This is a genomic window from Gluconobacter cadivus (genome assembly GCF_015244745.1).
GTDB classification, from domain to species: Bacteria; Pseudomonadota; Alphaproteobacteria; order Acetobacterales; family Acetobacteraceae; genus Gluconobacter; species Gluconobacter cadivus.
This window is the reverse complement of sequence record NZ_JABCQI010000002.1, coordinates 176,872-193,003: the sequence shown is the minus strand read 5'-3', so window position 1 is coordinate 193,003 and position 16,132 is coordinate 176,872. Positions and strand designations below refer to the sequence as shown.

Genomic DNA, 16,132 nt, shown 5'->3' with positions numbered 1-16,132 from the left:
AAAAATAACGAAAAACCGGGAAACAACAGGTTAATTTCACGGTTTCTCTTGCGTTCCGTCATCTGGAACGAAATAAGAACATGACATGAAGAAAACACTCTCCCAGAGACTGGCGATTCTCTCCGATGCAGCGAAATACGATGCCTCCTGTGCGTCGAGCGGTTCGACGCGCCGGGACTCCGCAAAGAGCGGGGGGCTTGGGTCCACGACCGGGAACGGAATCTGTCACGCCTATACGCCGGACGGGCGGTGCGTGTCGCTGCTCAAGATCCTGCTGACCAATTTCTGCGTCTATGACTGCGCCTACTGCATCAACCGGTCGTCCTCGAATGTGGAGCGCGCCCGCTTTACGCCCGAGGAAGTCGTGTGGCTGACGCTGGAGTTCTATCGGCGCAACTGCATTGAGGGGCTGTTTCTGTCTTCAGGCATTATCCGGTCGTCCGATCACACGATGGAGCAGCTTGTGCAGGTGGCGCGGGACCTGCGTCTAAAGCACGGGTTTCGAGGCTATATCCATCTCAAGACCATTCCCGATGCGTCGCCGCGTCTGCTGGAAGAGGCGGGGCGCTATGCGGATCGGCTGTCGATCAATGTGGAAATGCCGACCGTGGCGGGGCTGGAGCAGTATGCGCCGCAGAAAAAAGCGGGCGGTATCCGGCAGGCGATGGGGGAGATGCGGCTGAAGATTGATGCGGGCAAGGACCGTAGTCATACTGGACGCCGGGCCGAACGGTTTTCGCCGGGGGGGCAGAGTACGCAGATGATCGTGGGGGCGGATGCGGCGTCCGATCAGGATATTCTGGCTAGCAGCGCCAATCTCTACGGCTCCTATGGGCTGAGGCGCGTCTATTATTCTGCCTTCAGCCCCATCCCCGATGCATCCGCCCTACTGCCCGCGAAAAGTCCGCCACTTCAGCGCGAGCACAGACTCTATCAGGCGGACTGGCTGTTCCGGTTCTACGGATTTGCTTTCGGGGAACTGACGGCCGGGCGTGCGGACGGGATGCTGGATCTGGAGCTGGACCCCAAGCTGGCCTGGGCGCTGGATAACCGGGCGTTGTTTCCGCTGGATCTGAACCGCGCGCCGAAGGAAATGCTGCTGCGGGTGCCGGGGCTGGGGATGAAAGCCGTGGCCGCAATTCTCAGGGCGAGGCGGCATCAGGCGGTGCGGCTGGAGGATCTGGCGCGGCTGAACGTGTCCATCCGCAAAGTTCGGCCCTTTGTGCAGACGCCGGGTTGGAGCCCTGCCCGGCTGACGGACCGGCATGATCTGCGCAGCCTGTTCAGCCCCGCGCCCCAGCAGATGAATCTTTTGTGACACGCTACGTTCTGACTCTTGAGGACAGTGCCGCATTCGAGCCCTGGCGGGAGATGGCGCGCGCGGCTTTGCAGCGTGCGATTCCGCCTGAAGCACTCGACTGGCGGATCAGGGGCGGCGAGACGGATCTGTTCGGGCAACAGACCAATGACAGCGACGGCATGGTGGCGCTGACGGAGGGGCCCGTCCTGAAAAGCGTGACATTGCGCGCGTCCTGCATCGCGTTGCTGCGGGACATGCTGTGTCATTCCGATCCCGGCCGGTTCGCGCTCGCTTATCGGATCGCATGGCGCGTTCAGGGCAATCCGCATCTGCTGGATGTGGCGACGGATGTCGATATCGCAAAAGCGCGGATCATGATCCGGCAGAACCGGCAGGACTGTCACAAGATGACGGCTTTCGTCCGCTTTCGCGAACTGCCCGCACAGATCGGGGAGGCGGGACGGCGACGGTTCCTCGCATGGTTCGAGCCGCAGCATCATATTCTCGAACGGGTCGCCCCGTTCTTTGCCAAGCGCTTTGCGGACATGGACTGGATGATCCTGACCCCTCGCGGCTCCATCCGCTGGGACGGGAAGGATCTGGCCTGTTCTGCCGAACCCTGTGAACAGCCGGAACTGGATGACGGGTTCGGGGATCTGTGGAACACTTATTATGCCTCTACGTTTAATCCGGCCCGCGTCCGCACGAAAGCCATGCGCCGTGAGATGCCGGGCCGGTACTGGAAAAACCTGCCCGAAACGCGCCTGATCCCTCAGCTTGTGGCCGGGGCTGAAGCGCGCGTCCGGGCCATGGCCGAACAGGTGCCTCTGCCAGCTCCGATCTTTCACGACCGGCTGCGCTCCCGCGACAATCTTCCCGTCCAACCTCTTTCGGACACGCCTGAAGATCTGGCGGCGAAAATTCGGACCTGCACCGCCTGTCCGCTGCACTGTGCGGCCACGCAGGCCGTCGTCGGGGAGGGGCCGATCAATGCGCGGATCATGGTCGTCGGCGAACAGCCGGGCGATCAGGAAGATCTGGCCGGACGTCCCTTTGTCGGTCCGGCGGGGCAGGTATTGCAGGAGGCGCTGGAAAAGGTCGGGGTCGATCGCCGCACGCTGTATCTGACGAATGCGGTCAAGCATTTCCGCTTCCGCCTTCAGGGGCGCCGCCGCATCCATCAGAGCCCGGATGAGGCGCATGTGGCGGGCTGTCGCCCCTGGCTGGAACAGGAAATCGCGCTGGTTCGGCCTAAACTTATTGTTTCGCTGGGGGCTACAGCATTGAAGGCGCTGGATGGTCCGGGCAGGGCGATGGCGGAGCGGCGCGGAACGCTCTGGACGGCGGGGGAGGGCGAAAATGCCGTCCAGCGTCTGGCGCTTGCCCACCCGTCCTGGCTGCTGCGGCTGGGCGACAGCACGCAGGGAGAGATCGAACGGGCGCGGTTCGAAGAGGGTCTCGCGCGTCTGCGGGATTTTTGCGAGCGTCCAGACGCGTGAAGAACGGACAATTGGAAACGGATCAGTTTTTTCCAGCTTGAAGCCCGCGAGACGATATGTCATGGATGACCGAACCGATCGGTCAGTACGAGGGTTTCAGGCCCTGCACAGTCAACCCGGTCACGATCTGACAGACCTGTTTTCAAAGCGAGAAAAACATTATGGCGCAAGGCGATCAGGCCGATCACGCGCAGGATGACACGACATCCGACAAGAACGGAAAGCCGCAGAAAAAGCGCAATCCCCTTGTCCGGATCGCGTTGATCCTGCTGGTGATTCTGGTTCTCGTGGGTATCGGGGCCTATCTTTTCCTGACCCGCAACAATATCGAGACGGATGACGCCTACACGGCCGGTCGCAAGATCGCCATAGCCCCTCACGTCAACGGGTACGTCACGCAGCTTCTGGTGAACGATAACCAGTTCGTCCACGCCGGTGACCTGCTCGTGAGAATCGATAGCCGGGACTACGCTGCTTCTCTAAACAAGGCCGAAGCCGCCGTGTCTCAGGCGAAGGCCAATATTGACGCCTATCAGCTCATGCTGGCCGTGGCGCACAAGAACTTCCCCGGACAGCTCGTCACGGCACAGGGCAACCTCGCTGCTGTTCAGGCGGAACTTATCAAGGCCGAAGCCGATTACCGTCGCCAGCGTTCGGTGGCCCGTGCCGCCACATCGCAGCAGGATATCGACTATGCCCGCGCCGCGCTGGATCAGGCGAAAGCCCGCGTCCTTCAGGCCCAGGGTCAGCTCACGCAGGCCGAGCCGGTCAAGGAAAACGTGGCCAGTGCCGATGCCCGCGTCACGCAGGAACAGGCCTCCCTCGCATCCGCCAATGCAGAGCTGACTCAGGCTCGCCTGAACCTTGAATGGACGGAAGTCCGCGCTCCGCATGATGGCTGGATTTCCCAGCGTAACGTCGAGCGTGGCGACTACATGCAGGTCGGGCAGGAGATGTTCTCCATCGTCGAGCCGGAAGTCTGGATCGTGGCGAACTACAAGGAAACGCAGCTCACTCACATGCGTCCCGGACAGAAGGTGGATATCGACGTCGATGCTTACCCGCAGCTCAAGCTGCATGGCCATGTGGATTCCATCCAGCTTGGCTCGGGTGAATCCTTCAGCGCCTTCCCTCCTGAAAACGCGACCGGAAACTTCGTGAAAACGGTCCAGCGCATCCCGGTCAAGATCGTGGTGGACAGTGGACTTGATCCGAACCTTCCGCTGGCCCTTGGCCTGTCTGTCGAGCCGACGGTTTATGTGAAATGAGTGATACTGCCGGGCATCAGGACTGGAAACCCAGTCACAATCCGTGGCTTGTGGCCGTCACGGTCACGCTGGCGGCCTTTATGGAGGTGCTGGACACCACCATCGTCAACGTGGCGCTGCCGCATATCGCGGGATCGCTCGGCAGTTCGTATGATGACGCCACCTGGGCGCTGACGTCCTATCTGGTGGCGAACGGCATCGTGCTGACGATTTCGGGCTGGCTGTCGCGGTTCTTTGGTCGCAAACGCTACTTCCTGATCTGTATCACGATGTTCACCGTCTCGTCCTTCCTGTGCGGACTGGCGACATCGCTGCCGATGCTGGTGGTGTTCCGGCTCATGCAGGGCTTCTTCGGGGGCGGTCTGCAACCCAGCCAGCAGTCCATCATTCTCGACACGTTCCCGCCTGAAAAGCGTGGGGCGGCGTTCGGCCTGACAGCCATCGCCACCATCGTCGGACCGGTTCTGGGTCCGATGCTGGGGGGGTATCTGACCGATAATTTCTCCTGGCGCTGGATTTTCTTCGTCAACGTGCCCTTCGGCATCCTGACGGTGATGGCCGTGACGGCTTTCGTCGAAGATCCGCCATGGGAACGCATGAAGCGCGAGAAGGTGGACGTGATCGGCATCAGTCTGATTACGCTCGGCCTCGGCTGTCTCGAAGTCATGTGCGATCGTGGTGAGGATGACGACTGGTTCGGGTCGCCCTTCATCGTCACCATGGCCGTGCTGGGTGTGATTGGCGTCCTCGGAGCCATTGTGTGGCTGTGCTATGCGAAGAACCCGCTTGTGCGCCTGTCGGTTTTCAGGGATCGCAACTTCGCGGTCGGGACGTTCCTGATTTCGATGGTCGGTGCGACGCTCTATGCTTCGGCGATTGTCGTGCCGCAGTTTGCCCAGCAGGTGCTCGACTATACCGCGACCACTTCGGGTCTGCTTCTGGCGCCGGGCGGTGTTGCGGTGATCTGTCTGATCCCGATCGTGGGCATCCTGATGAAGTTCATCCAGATGCGCTATCTCATCGCGTTCGGATTTTTCGCGATGGGGATGGCCATGTTTCAGGCCTCGAACCTCTATGCCGCGATCGATTTCAGACATCTGATGCTCTATCGCATCAGCCAGACGGCCTCGCTGGCGTTCCTGTTCGTGCCGATCTCGACGATCGCGTATTCGACGCTGCCGCGTGAACTGAATGCCGATGCGTCCGCCCTGTTCTCGATGGCCCGGAACTATGTCGGCTCCCTAGCCATTTCTCTGGCGACGGCGGCGATCATCGAGACCCGGCAGCGCCATCAGACCTATGTGACGGATCACATGACGGCGGCCAATCCGGGGCTTAATTCCTATATTGCCAATGCGCAGAAGGTCGCGGAGGCGCACGGGTTCCCGGCCGCGCAGGCGCATCAGTTCGCCCTCTACCGGACCTTTCAGGAATTCACCTCTCAGGTCGCCATGCTGGCCTATAACGAGGTCTTCTGCTGGATTGGCGTGATTGCGCTGTTCGTGGTGCCGCTGTGCTTCCTGCTGTCTCCCAACGGCAAGAAGGCGGCTCAGGCCTCAGGCGGCGGTCACTGATGGCGCGGTTCGTAGATCTTCAGGAAACTGTCGGCGGTAAAGGCGGCGAAATCTGCGATGGCGGCATCGCTGTCATCGACCGGCAGCCCGAAGCGGCGACGCTGGATGATGCGGGCCTGACACATCAGCAGGAACTGCTCGGCCGACAGGCTCGGGTCGGCGATGTCCAGCTCTCCCTGCGCCACACTTCGCGCCAGATATTCGCTCAGATTGCTGAGCGTCCGGCCAAAACCGTAGCGCCAGAACGTATCGGCCAGATGGGGAAACTTGTCGACCTCGCTGACGATGATGCGATACAGCCCCAGCGCCACCGGCGAAATCAGCAGGTGAACCGTCATGTCCGCAAAGCGGGTCAGCGTCACGCGGACGGATTGTTCACCGCCGCGCGACAGCGCTTCGATGGGGGAAAGACGGCAGCGGACCTGTTCTTCGAAGAACGCGGAAAACAGAGACGCCTTGCCATCGAAATGGTTGTAGAGCGTCCCCTTGGAAACGCCGGCCATCTGCGCGATGCGAGACATGGACGCGCCTTCGTAGCCGTCCGCCAGAAAGATCGCTTCGGCCCCTTTCAGGATCTGTTCGCGCTTGGCGCTGCCCGCAGGATCGATGTTGCCCGACCCGTCGGGAGTGTCCGTGTGGCCGTCGTCCGTGATGCCCGTCATGTGAGCGAAAAATCCTTCTGTCCGTCAGGTCGTCTCTCTAACATGCTGACCGAACCGGTCGGTCACTGCAAGATCATTTCCGCTTCAGGAGTTTCTTTGTGAGCGCAGCCTTCACTTCCCGCGCGCTGCTTTGCGGCTGCGCCCTATTCACCCTGTCCGGCTGCCTCATGGTGGGGCCTGAATATCACGCGCCCAAACCCTGGTCGCCCGCCCACTATACGGACCATATGGCGGGTGCGCCCGACAGCATCATCAGCGAGATGAAGGCCGACAGCCGCTGGTGGCAGGTTTTTCACGATCCTGAGCTGACGTCTCTGGAAGCCCGTCTGGTCAACCAGAACCTGTCCTTCCGCCTCGCGACCGCCAATCTGGCGCAGAGCCGTGCGCAGCTCATCATGGCGGGGGCCGAGCGCTTCCCGGCCCTGAGCGCCTCGGGCTCGTATCAGCGCAGCCAGTACAGCACCAAGGAAATGCAGGAGATCATCAGCCGGGTGGGCGGCAATATCGCGAAGTCCGCGGGGAACACCGCCGGAGCTTCGGTCGGTCCGCTGCTTCAGGGCGCGGCCGATGGTGCCACGGTTCCGCTGCTGAACCAGTGGCGCAGTGCGATTGATGCGACCTATGAAATCGACCTGTGGGGCCGTGTTGCGCACCAGTATGACGCCGCCAAGGCCGATCTTCAGGCGACGGACGAGGAGCGCCGTTCCATTCTCATCGCCCAGCAGGCCGACATGGCGCGGGGCTATATGGGCCTGCGTGGCGACCAGCAGCGCCTGAAGATCCTGCGCGACAACCTCAGGATTCTCACGCAGATCACTTCCATTGCGCAGGAGCGCTATCATGGCGGTCTGGTGACGGAGCTGGATGTAGACTCCGCGCAGGGCCGTCTGCATGACATGCAGGGTCAGGAAGCGCAGCTCGAACAGGCTGTAGCGCAGGAAGAGAACGCGCTTGCGCTGCTTCTGGGCGCCCCTCCGGGCAGCCTGAATGCCGAGCTGGACAAGAACGCCGGCGTGCCGGTCGTGCCGCCTGTGGTGCCCGTTGGTATTCCGTCCGAACTGGCCCAGCGCCGTCCGGATATCCGCGAAGCCGAGGCCCATCTGCGTGGTGCGGTGGCCGAAGTGGGCGAGGCTACGGCGGATTTCTACCCGAAGGTCACGATCAACGCCGATTTCGGTTTCCAGACCCTGTCGTTCCGGGATCTGGGGTTCTGGAATGCGCGCGCCTGGAATGTCGGCCCGTCCATTTCACTTCCGATCTTTCAGGGCGGACGGCTGTACGGTCAACTCGAGCTGAAGAAATACGCCCAGAAAGCGGCGGCGATTTCCTATCAGCAGACGGTCATCAAGGCCTGGCATGACGTGGACAACGCGCTCATCGCCTATCGGGACGAACAGCTCCATCGTCAGGGCCTTCAGGCGGCTGTCAACGACAACACCCATGCCCTCATGCTGGCCCAGAGCCAGTATCGCAGCGGCCTGACGAACTATCTGAACGTCCTGAACGCGCAGTCACAGCTTCAGTCCGCCCAGCTTGACCTCGTCAGCAGCGACGCCACGCTGGCGACCAATCTGACGCGTCTTTACAATGCGCTCGGCGGTGGCTGGGAAGACGCTCTCCCAAACAACCCGGACGTGACGAAAGCGCAGCTCGCCTCCGCAACGCCCGGTCCCTGAACGGAAAGCTCTTGAACGGGAGGCTTAGGCCTCCCCCAAGCTGGTCCCGTCAGGCCCTTATCCGTTAGGCTTTGTGCGCGACGGACCGGCCCTTTGAGCCCAGAATCTCGAAGGCTTCGTCCAGTCGGCCGACGATGGATTTCTCGCCCACGCGCAGCCATTTGCGCGGATCGTAGAGGGACTTCATCGGCTTGTCGGTGCTGGGGTCGATCTGGTGCTGGAACGCGACCGGATGCTCCAGAACATAGTGGCCCACGCCCTGTGCGAACGCGAACTGGATGTCGGTATCGAGGTTCATCTTGAACACGCCGTAGGACACTGCGGCGTCGATTTCCGCAAGCGTCGAGCCTGAACCGCCGTGGAACACCAGCGGCAGCGGCTTGGGACCGCTCTGCGTGGCCTGCTCGACCGCTTTCTGCGAGTTCTTCAGAATCTCAGGGCGAAGCTGCACATTGCCCGGCTTGTAAACGCCATGCACGTTGCCGAAAGACGCGGCAATCGACACGGTTCCGATCGGGGAAAGCAGGTTCCACGCTTTCAGAACATCTTCGGGCTGGGTGTAGAGATGGGCGTTGTCCGCACCATCTTCGAGGTCGTGGCCCACGCCATCTTCCTCGCCGCCGGTCACGCCCAGTTCGATTTCCAGTCCCATTCCCAGAGGGGCAAGCCGCTTGAGCATTGCGACTGACGTCGCAAGGTTCTCTTCAAGAGGTTCTGCGGACAGATCGAGCATGTGGGACGTAAACAGCGGCTTGCCGGTCGTCCGGAACTCTTCCTCGCTCAGGGTGATGAGGTCGTCGAGCCAGGGGATCAGCTTGCGGTCGGCATGATCGGTATGGAGAATGACGGCGATGCCGTATTCCTTCGCCAGAAGATGGACGTGGCGTGCCATCGAGGCCGCGCCGAGCACGCGGGCGCGATGGGCGTCGGGCAGGCCCTCTCCGGCATAAAAACGCGCGCCACCATTCGAAACCTGAATGACGACGTCCGATCCGTTCCGGGCCGCTGCTTCCAGAACGGCGTTGACGCTGTCGGTGCCGACGACATTGATGGCGGGAAGGGCATAGCCCCCTTCATGGCAGGCCTTGATAAGGGCCATATAACTGGCGCCACTGACGACGCCGGGTGGAATTCTTGACATTGGCGGCTCCAACTGAACGCATGAAACAGGCCAGCAAAACGGGTGCGGCTGTAATGCGTTGTACTGTACGATGCCAATCGGTTTTCGTCATGAGCCTTCAAATCACTGAAAGATTTATTGTCAGGATTTGTCGCTTGTGATGCCCGCCCTGTGGAGACTATGGAAAAAGACATGGTGCCAAATCTTTCCGACCCAGATCTTCCCGCCCGTATCCTCGTCGTCGAAGATGACGCCGGAATGCGGACCCTCATCCTCCGTGCCCTTCAGGGTGGCGGCTTCCGCGCACGGGGTGTTGCCTGTGGGGAGGAGATGTGGGCCGCGCTTGAAGTCGCACCCGTCGATCTCATCATCATGGATATCATGCTGCCGGGCAAAAGCGGCATTGAACTGTGCCGTGCCCTTCGCAGCGGACAGGGTGCCCAGCACGAAAACGAGACGCCTCCCGCCCAGGTGCCGATCATCATGGTTTCCGCGCGGGGCGAAGAGCGCGATCGCGTGACCGGTCTCGAATCGGGCGCGGATGATTACGTCCCCAAGCCGTTCGGACAGCGCGAGCTTCTGGCGCGCGTGCGGGCCGTGCTGCGTCGCGGCATCGCCACCACCGGCGCCCCGCAGGAGCGTGTCCGCCGTGAGACGCTGCGTTTTGCGGGCTGGACGCTCGATCTGCGCCGCCGCGAACTGACGGACCCGTCGGGCGCGACCGTCGATATCTCCGGCGCTGAGCACGACCTGCTGACCAGCTTTCTGGACAATCCGCAGCGCGTCATCGCCCGCGACCGTCTGCTGGAACTGTCGCGCACCCGTCTGGGGGATGTGTCGGACCGGAGCATCGATGTTCTCGTCAGCCGCCTGCGCCGCAAGCTGGGCTCGGACGCCGACCAGCTCATCCGGACCGTGCGCGGGCTCGGATACATCTTCGTCGCAGAGGTTGAACGGGTCTGAACATTCAGAATCGCATCCTGCTGTGGCCGCTGGGGCTGGTCGGGCGCGTCTGCGTTGTCCTGACCGTCGCAGTGACACTGGTGTTCCTGACGAACGCCATTTTCTACGGTCAGGCTGAAACCTATATCGTCGATGACGTGCGTATCGCCCAGCTTGGCGAGGCACTGAGCACGGATCTGCGCGTGCTGGCTGCGGCGCCCGTCAGTCAGAGATCGTTTCTGGCCGTCATGCTCTCGGGCAGCGAACTCAGCGTGGCCTGGCAGCCAGCCTCCATCGCGCCCGTGTTGCCGGGACATCCCCCCGTCGCGCTCACACAGCTCGTCCGGCGTCTGAAAGCGGACGATCCCATTCTCGAACAGGCTCATCTGGACCTCTATACGCTGGGGCCGGGGAGTGCGGACGTGCTGGGGTCCCAGCGTCTGCCGGATGGAAGCTACATTCATTTCCGGGTGCCGGGGATGCTCGGTCATCACCGTGTCACGCGTGGTCTGGCCTCGGCAGCGATTGCGGCTGGAGCGGTCGCCATTGCCGCGACCATGCTGATCCGCGGCCTCAGTATGCCGCTGCGCGCGCTCGTTTCAGTTGCAGACCGCATCGGCTCCAGCGAAAAATGGGTACCGCTGGCTGAGCGCGGGCCACCAGAAGTCCGCCATCTTGCCCGTGCCATCAATGCGATGCAGGAGCGCATCCAGAGCCTCATCAACGACAGAACGCAGGCTCTGGCGGCGGTTTCGCACGATCTGCGAACGCCCCTGACGCGCCTGCGCCTGCGTTGCGGCTTTCTCAATGACGGCGAAGCACAGGCCGCCATTGAGGCGGATCTGGATGAGATGGAAGCCATGGTGAACGGCATCCTCGCCTATCTGGCCGGTGCCGACGATCCCGAAGTCCCCCGTACCATCAATATCGTCGCGACGCTCGAAACCCTCGTGGACGACCATGTGGATCGCGGGCATGAAGCCCATTACGAAGGGCCAGATCGTGCGCTGGTCCATGTTCGTCCGCTCGCCATGAAGCGCGTCCTGTCGAATCTGATCGAAAACGCCATCAACTATGGTGGTAATGTCCTCGCCACGCTCCGCACCCGTGAGGACGGCGCGCTGGAAATCGCCATCAGCGACAGCGGCCCCGGCATCCCTGAAAGCGAATACGAACGTGTGATCGCCCCCTTCTATCGTCTGGAGGGCTCACGCTCGCGGGCGACGGGGGGAATCGGGCTGGGTCTGGCCATCGTGCAGCGCGAAATCTCGCGCGAGGGCGGGACTCTGGTTCTCGGGCGCGGAGACGCCTCGAAAGGCTATGGCGGGCTGTGCGCGACCATCATCCTGCCGAAGGGACTCCCGTCTCCGTCAAGGAAAAATGAGGGAAAAGGCGAGGGGCAGGGCGAACAGGTCTGATCGGGCGTGTTCCAGCGTTAAAAACACGCGAAGTCGGACCAATGCAGTCCCGACACTTGCACCTTGAGGCGAAGTGGCACATGTCAGGGCGGACTGGAACGCAAGGACATGACCACGATGTTCATCGAGACCGAAGACACCCCCAATCCCGCTACCCTGAAATTCCTGCCCGGCCGCAGCGTGACCGGCGATGCCCGGCCCGTCGATTTCGGTGATGCCGATGTCGCTGCCGGACGCTCCGAACTGGCGACCGCACTGTTCGAACAGCCGAATGTGCGCCGCGTCTTCCTTGGTGGCGATTTCGTTTCCGTCACGAAGTCCGACGACATCAGCTGGGGCGACCTCAAGCCCGTCGTGCTCGGCACGATCACGACGTTCTTTGAAAGCGGCCGCCCGGTTCTTTCGGGAACACAGTCCGCTCCCGAACATGATGTTGCACCCGAAGACGCCGAAGTCGTCAGCCGCATTCAGGACCTGCTCGACACCCGCGTGCGCCCTGCTGTGGCCGGTGACGGCGGCGACATCGCGTTCCGTGGCTACAAGGATGGCGTGGTCTATCTGGCCATGCAGGGCGCATGCTCCGGCTGCCCGTCTTCGCGTGCGACCCTGAAGCACGGCGTCGAGAACATGCTGCGGCATTATGTTCCCGAAGTTGCTTCGGTCGAACAGGTCGAGGACTGAACCATGGACGGCCAGACAGCCCCTGATTGTGCACCGGTTCCGGGCGCGGAAGCCCTGTTCACGCAGGCCCGGACGCCGCGCAGCTTCTCGCCGCGCCCGGTCGGGGAGGATGTCCTGCGCCGTCTGTACGATCTGGTGAAGCTGGGGCCGACCTCCGGCAACTGCTCGCCGGGTCGCTTCGTTTTCCTGACGACACAGGATGCCCGTGAGCGCATCCGCCCCGCGCTGTCGCCGGGAAACGCGGCCCGCGCCATGGCCGCTCCGGTTCTGGCTGTCGTGTGCCATGATCCGCTGTTTTTCGAGGCGCTGCCCCGTCTGAACCCGCAGGAGGGTCTGCGCGACTGGTTCGCCGCTGATGTGGGTTTGTCTGACGAGACGGCCTTTCGCAACGGCACGCTCGAAGGTGCCTATCTCATCATGGCCGCCCGGATGCTGGGCCTGTCCGCTATGCCGATGTCCGGCTTTGACTGTTTCATGGTCGAGGACACGCTGCTGAACGCCACTGGCTGGCGCGTGAACTTCCTCGTCGGGCTTGGCTATCCGGCGGAAAACGAGCCTGCCCCCGACCATGCCGAGCCGCGTGCGCCCCGTCTGGACTTCGGAGAAGCCTGTCTGTGTCTGTGACAGGGTCTTCACGGACGGTCGTTTTCAATGGAGCCGGTGCAGGGGCCGGTCTGACCAGTCTGGTGGCTCTGGTTGAGGACGGTCGGGTTATTGCGGAAAAATTAATGGCGGGGCGCGGCGCTTCCGAGCATTTCGCTCCCGCCATCCGCGATCTTTTGGCGCAGAACGGCTGGACCACAGCCCCTGATCGCGTCGTGGCCGTCCTCGGCCCGGGGTCTTTCACCGGGCTGCGCTCGTCCCTGTCACTGGCCGCAGGTCTGGCGGCAGGCTGGAACTGCCCCACGATCGGCGTCACGCTGGGTGAGGCGATCCGCGCCACCCTCAGTCGTCCGGACGCTGTCTGCGTTAGCATTGCGCGTCGGGGGCGGGTGTTCGTGGACCCGCCGCACGGGCCCGTCATGGCCAGCCAGACCGTCGATCTTGATCCCGCGGACTGGGCCTGTGTGACGGGCGATGCCGTGTCCGAAAAATCGGACTGGCCGTGTCCCGTGCTGTCCTGCGAGGCCCCGACCGCTCTGGGCATCGTTCAGGCTGCACAGGGCGTTTCTCCCGGTCCCTTGATGCCGCTTTATGTCGATCCGCCCGAAGCCAAGCCGCCCGCAGCTGGTCTGAGGCCTTTGCCCCTGTGAGCAGTCCGGAACCGGCGTTTGAACTGCGGACGATGGGGATCGAATGTGCGCCGCTTCTGGCGGAGCTTCATGAAGCCGCATTTCATGGCGGAGAAGTCTGGAGTGCGGCGTCCTTTATTGATTTACTATCCATGTACGGAACGGAAGTCGTCATTGCGCTGATCGACAATAGTCCTGCCGGTTTCATTCTCTCGCGGACAGTTCTGGATGAAACGGAAATTCTGACACTTGCGGTTCATCCATATTTTCGCCGCAGAGGTGTCGGAAGGTCTTTGGTGCAGGCCATTCTGCCCAAAGGACAAGTATTTCTGGAAGTAGCAGTCTGTAACAATTCGGCTGCTGCACTGTATGAAAAATGCGGTTTTGTAAAAGCCGGCCTGCGTCGCGGCTATTACAGGGACGGAAGTGACGCGCAGGTCCTTGTTTCTAACGCCTTTTGATACTCAGGCAGTAAAGATCCGCCCTGTCTGGAACAGGCGAATCAGCCAGAATTGTATGACCCAGTGCCTGCACTGATGCCCGGACGTTCCTGCGTGTTTCTGTTCCATGGAGCCACACGTCAAGTCTCTGTCCCGAAGTCATGGCATCGAGTTTGGCCCGAACATATACAGTCGTCATGGGGCATTTTTTCTCTGTTATATCTATGAAGAATATTTCATTTTCTGTCACAGTCTCGTTTCTTTCTTTTTATGCTTGAACGAAGCAATTTATGACTGCTACATGCTCACTCGCTCAAGGATGAAGGACTTATCTAATATGTCGCAAGAGACAAATGCTCCCGAACTGCATCAGCTGACTGCGCAGATCGTTACGGCCTATGTATCAAACAACGATATTCCGGCTGACGCTCTTCCGGCCCTGATCCGGTCCGTTCATGACTCTCTTGCAACGGTGAACGTTCCAGAAGAGGCTCCTGCCGAGAAGCTGGTCCCGGCCGTTTCGCCGCGCAAGTCGGTTTTCCCGGACTACATCATTTGCCTTGAAGACGGAAAGAAGCTGAAGCTGCTGCGCCGTCACCTCAAGACAGCCTACAACATGACGCCGCAGGAATATCGCGAGCGCTGGGGCCTGCCGCCGGAATACCCGATGGTTGCTCCGAACTATGCGAACCACCGCTCTTCGCTGGCCCGCAAGATCGGCCTCGGCCGTCGTCGCGAAGACTGAGAGCCTCGTTTCCCTGTCGCCGGTTTCTTCATCCCGGCGACAGGGAAAACCTCGACAGGCTCCATAAAGTGGACAACACGCCTGTTTTTCGGCTAGGCCGCAGATATGGTCGCAGATACGAAAACCGCTGAGAGACGCAGCAGCCCCGGGAATCGGAAGGCCTCCTCTTCCCCCGTGCCGGATGATTCGCACATTGCCCGCCTGTGTGTGGAAAGCGGTCTGAAAATGACCGGCCAGAGACGTGTCATCGCACATGTCCTGTCCATTGCTGACGATCACCCCGACGTCGAAGAACTCTATCGCCGTGCCTCCGAGATCGACAGCCGCATCTCCGTGGCGACCGTCTATCGCACGGTGCGTCTCCTTGAGGAGAAAGGCATTCTCGAACGCCGCGATTTCGGCGGTGGACGAGCACGCTATGAAGCCAGTGACAGCGGCAACCACTACCACCTGATCGACGTGGATAGCGGCCGTGTCATTGAATTCGAGGACGACGAACCGGTCCGTCTTCTGGAGCAGCTGGCTCAGCGTCTGGGATTTGACCTCGTCTCCCATCGCATCGAGCTGTTCGGTCGTCGTGCCGAGCCCGAAAGCAGGAAAAAATCTCCTCCCGAAAACAGGAACAAGAGCGGATCATGACCACCAAACTGGATGGCACTCCCATTTCCGCTCCGCATACGCTGGCCAGTAGCGAAGAAACCCTGCGTCAGATGGAGACGCTCTCCACCCTGTCCCTGAACCGCGAAGGCGGGTTTCAGGAACTGCGTGGTGGCACGCTGGGGGTACGCATCGCCGAGACGGAAGAGGAGCGCGACGCTGCTCAGGCCCTGCGCTATCGCGTCTTCTTCGAAGAGCTCGGCGCCCATCCTGACGAGCGCGCCTTCCGCACCAAGCGTGACGTCGATGAATTTGACGAAGCTGCCGATCACCTTCTGGTTATCGATCATGACAAAGGCCCCGGTGCCGCCGGTGTCGTCGGAACCTATCGTCTGCTGCGCTCGGATGCCGCGGAGAAGGTGGGGCGTTTTTACACGTCTTCTGAATACGACATCTCGACCCTGACGGAATTTCCTGGACGTCTGCTTGAAGTTGGTCGCTCCTGCGTGGCGAAGGAATATCGCGGCCGTTCCGCCATGCAGCTTCTGTGGCGCGGTATTGCGTCCTACATCTTCCTGCACCGGATCGACGTACTGTTCGGGTGCGGCAGTCTGCCGGGAACCGACCCGGATGCCTTGGCCGACCAGTTGACCTACATGCACCACAACCATCTGGCCCCCCCGGCCCTGCGCATTCGTGCGCTGCCGGACCGCTATGTGGAAATGCAGCGTACCGATCCGCATGTGCTGGACTACCGCGCCTGCCTCAATAAGCTGCCGCCGCTGATCAAGGGCTATCTGCGTCTGGGCGGGTATGTCGGTGATGGGGCCGTGGTGGACGAGCAGTTCAACACCACGGATGTCGCCGTTCTGGTGAAAAGCGAACTTCTGGCGGACAAGTATTACCGTCATTACGAACGCCGCCTGCGCGACGCCCTCGACTGACAGCCTTCCCGCAGCCGGATCTTGAAGGTCCGGC

17 protein-coding genes are annotated in these 16,132 nt (G+C 61.5%); 14 read left to right on the top strand and 3 right to left on the bottom strand.

Going from position 1 to position 16,132, the window contains the following annotated elements; all coding sequences use genetic code 11:
- Nucleotides 1–85 precede the first annotated feature (85 nt).
- The 4 genes from HKD28_RS03760 (at nt 86) to HKD28_RS03745 (ending at nt 5,641) form a co-directional block, all read left to right on the top strand.
- On the top strand, nt 86–1,318 hold the full coding sequence (locus HKD28_RS03760) for a putative DNA modification/repair radical SAM protein (RefSeq protein WP_194266977.1): 1,233 nt from the start codon (nt 86–88) through the stop codon (nt 1,316–1,318).
- Complete coding sequence (locus HKD28_RS03755; protein WP_194266976.1) at nt 1,315–2,799, top strand: UdgX family uracil-DNA binding protein; 1,485 nt, start codon at nt 1,315–1,317, stop codon at nt 2,797–2,799. The genes HKD28_RS03760 and HKD28_RS03755 overlap by 4 nt, the downstream gene beginning before the upstream one ends.
- 161 nt (nt 2,800–2,960) lie before the next feature.
- A complete protein-coding gene (locus HKD28_RS03750; RefSeq protein WP_194266974.1) occupies nt 2,961–4,067 on the top strand; it encodes an HlyD family secretion protein in 1,107 nt (368 codons plus the stop codon).
- Entirely contained in the window at nt 4,064–5,641 is a 1,578-nt protein-coding gene (locus tag HKD28_RS03745; RefSeq protein WP_194266972.1) for a DHA2 family efflux MFS transporter permease subunit, read from the top strand. The genes HKD28_RS03750 and HKD28_RS03745 overlap by 4 nt, the downstream gene beginning before the upstream one ends.
- Here the strand turns inward: HKD28_RS03745 and HKD28_RS03740 are convergent.
- Nucleotides 5,635–6,303: a TetR/AcrR family transcriptional regulator gene (locus HKD28_RS03740; protein ID WP_194266970.1), complete on the bottom strand. Its 669-nt coding sequence runs from the start codon at nt 6,301–6,303 to the stop codon at nt 5,635–5,637. The genes HKD28_RS03745 and HKD28_RS03740 overlap by 7 nt on opposite strands.
- 98 nt (nt 6,304–6,401) lie before the next feature.
- Between HKD28_RS03740 and HKD28_RS03735 the strand changes: the two genes are divergently transcribed.
- Nucleotides 6,402–7,979: an efflux transporter outer membrane subunit gene (locus HKD28_RS03735; RefSeq protein ID WP_194266968.1), complete on the top strand. Its 1,578-nt coding sequence runs from the start codon at nt 6,402–6,404 to the stop codon at nt 7,977–7,979.
- Nucleotides 7,980–8,043: 64 nt separating this feature from the next.
- On the opposite strand, the gene fbaA is transcribed toward HKD28_RS03735, so the two are convergent.
- On the bottom strand, nt 8,044–9,120 hold the full coding sequence (gene fbaA, locus HKD28_RS03730) for a class II fructose-bisphosphate aldolase (RefSeq protein WP_194266965.1): 1,077 nt from the start codon (nt 9,118–9,120) through the stop codon (nt 8,044–8,046).
- Nucleotides 9,121–9,291: 171 nt separating this feature from the next.
- Here fbaA and HKD28_RS03725 point away from each other — a divergent pair, with 171 nt between their 5' ends.
- From HKD28_RS03725 to HKD28_RS03700, 6 genes are all read left to right on the top strand, one after another.
- Nucleotides 9,292–10,062, top strand: coding sequence for a response regulator (locus HKD28_RS03725; protein WP_099285864.1), 771 nt, complete (start codon nt 9,292–9,294; stop codon nt 10,060–10,062).
- Between the two features lie 20 nt (nt 10,063–10,082).
- Nucleotides 10,083–11,459 carry an ATP-binding protein gene (locus HKD28_RS03720; RefSeq protein ID WP_207728866.1) on the top strand — a complete coding sequence of 459 codons (1,377 nt, stop codon included), beginning with the start codon at nt 10,083–10,085 and terminating at the stop codon, nt 11,457–11,459.
- A gap of 117 nt (nt 11,460–11,576) precedes the next feature.
- Nucleotides 11,577–12,140, top strand: a complete 564-nt coding sequence (locus HKD28_RS03715; protein WP_099285862.1) for a NifU family protein — start codon at nt 11,577–11,579, stop codon at nt 12,138–12,140.
- Nucleotides 12,141–12,143: 3 nt separating this feature from the next.
- A complete protein-coding gene (locus HKD28_RS03710) occupies nt 12,144–12,764 on the top strand; it encodes a malonic semialdehyde reductase (protein ID WP_194266962.1) in 621 nt (206 codons plus the stop codon).
- A complete protein-coding gene (tsaB, locus tag HKD28_RS03705) occupies nt 12,755–13,393 on the top strand; it encodes a tRNA (adenosine(37)-N6)-threonylcarbamoyltransferase complex dimerization subunit type 1 TsaB (protein ID WP_328749001.1) in 639 nt (212 codons plus the stop codon). Before HKD28_RS03710 ends, tsaB begins: the two co-directional genes overlap by 10 nt.
- Complete coding sequence (locus HKD28_RS03700; protein ID WP_328748999.1) at nt 13,390–13,833, top strand: GNAT family N-acetyltransferase; 444 nt, start codon at nt 13,390–13,392, stop codon at nt 13,831–13,833. Before tsaB ends, HKD28_RS03700 begins: the two co-directional genes overlap by 4 nt.
- On the opposite strand, the gene HKD28_RS03695 is transcribed toward HKD28_RS03700, so the two are convergent.
- Entirely contained in the window at nt 13,820–14,062 is a 243-nt protein-coding gene (locus HKD28_RS03695; protein ID WP_194266957.1) for a sulfurtransferase TusA family protein, read from the bottom strand. The two genes, HKD28_RS03700 and HKD28_RS03695, sit on opposite strands and share 14 nt — an antisense overlap.
- Before the next feature lie 87 nt (nt 14,063–14,149).
- Here HKD28_RS03695 and HKD28_RS03690 point away from each other — a divergent pair, with 87 nt between their 5' ends.
- The 3 genes from HKD28_RS03690 to HKD28_RS03680 all read left to right on the top strand — a co-directional run bounded on the left by HKD28_RS03690 (nt 14,150) and on the right by HKD28_RS03680 (nt 16,098).
- Entirely contained in the window at nt 14,150–14,557 is a 408-nt protein-coding gene (locus HKD28_RS03690; protein ID WP_062029993.1) for a MucR family transcriptional regulator, read from the top strand.
- A gap of 105 nt (nt 14,558–14,662) precedes the next feature.
- A complete protein-coding gene (locus HKD28_RS03685; RefSeq protein WP_194266955.1) occupies nt 14,663–15,196 on the top strand; it encodes a Fur family transcriptional regulator in 534 nt (177 codons plus the stop codon).
- Between the two features lie 71 nt (nt 15,197–15,267).
- Nucleotides 15,268–16,098 (top strand): GNAT family N-acetyltransferase, encoded by an 831-nt coding sequence (locus HKD28_RS03680; protein ID WP_174694226.1) that lies wholly within the window; start codon nt 15,268–15,270, stop codon nt 16,096–16,098.
- Nucleotides 16,099–16,132 lie beyond the last annotated feature (34 nt).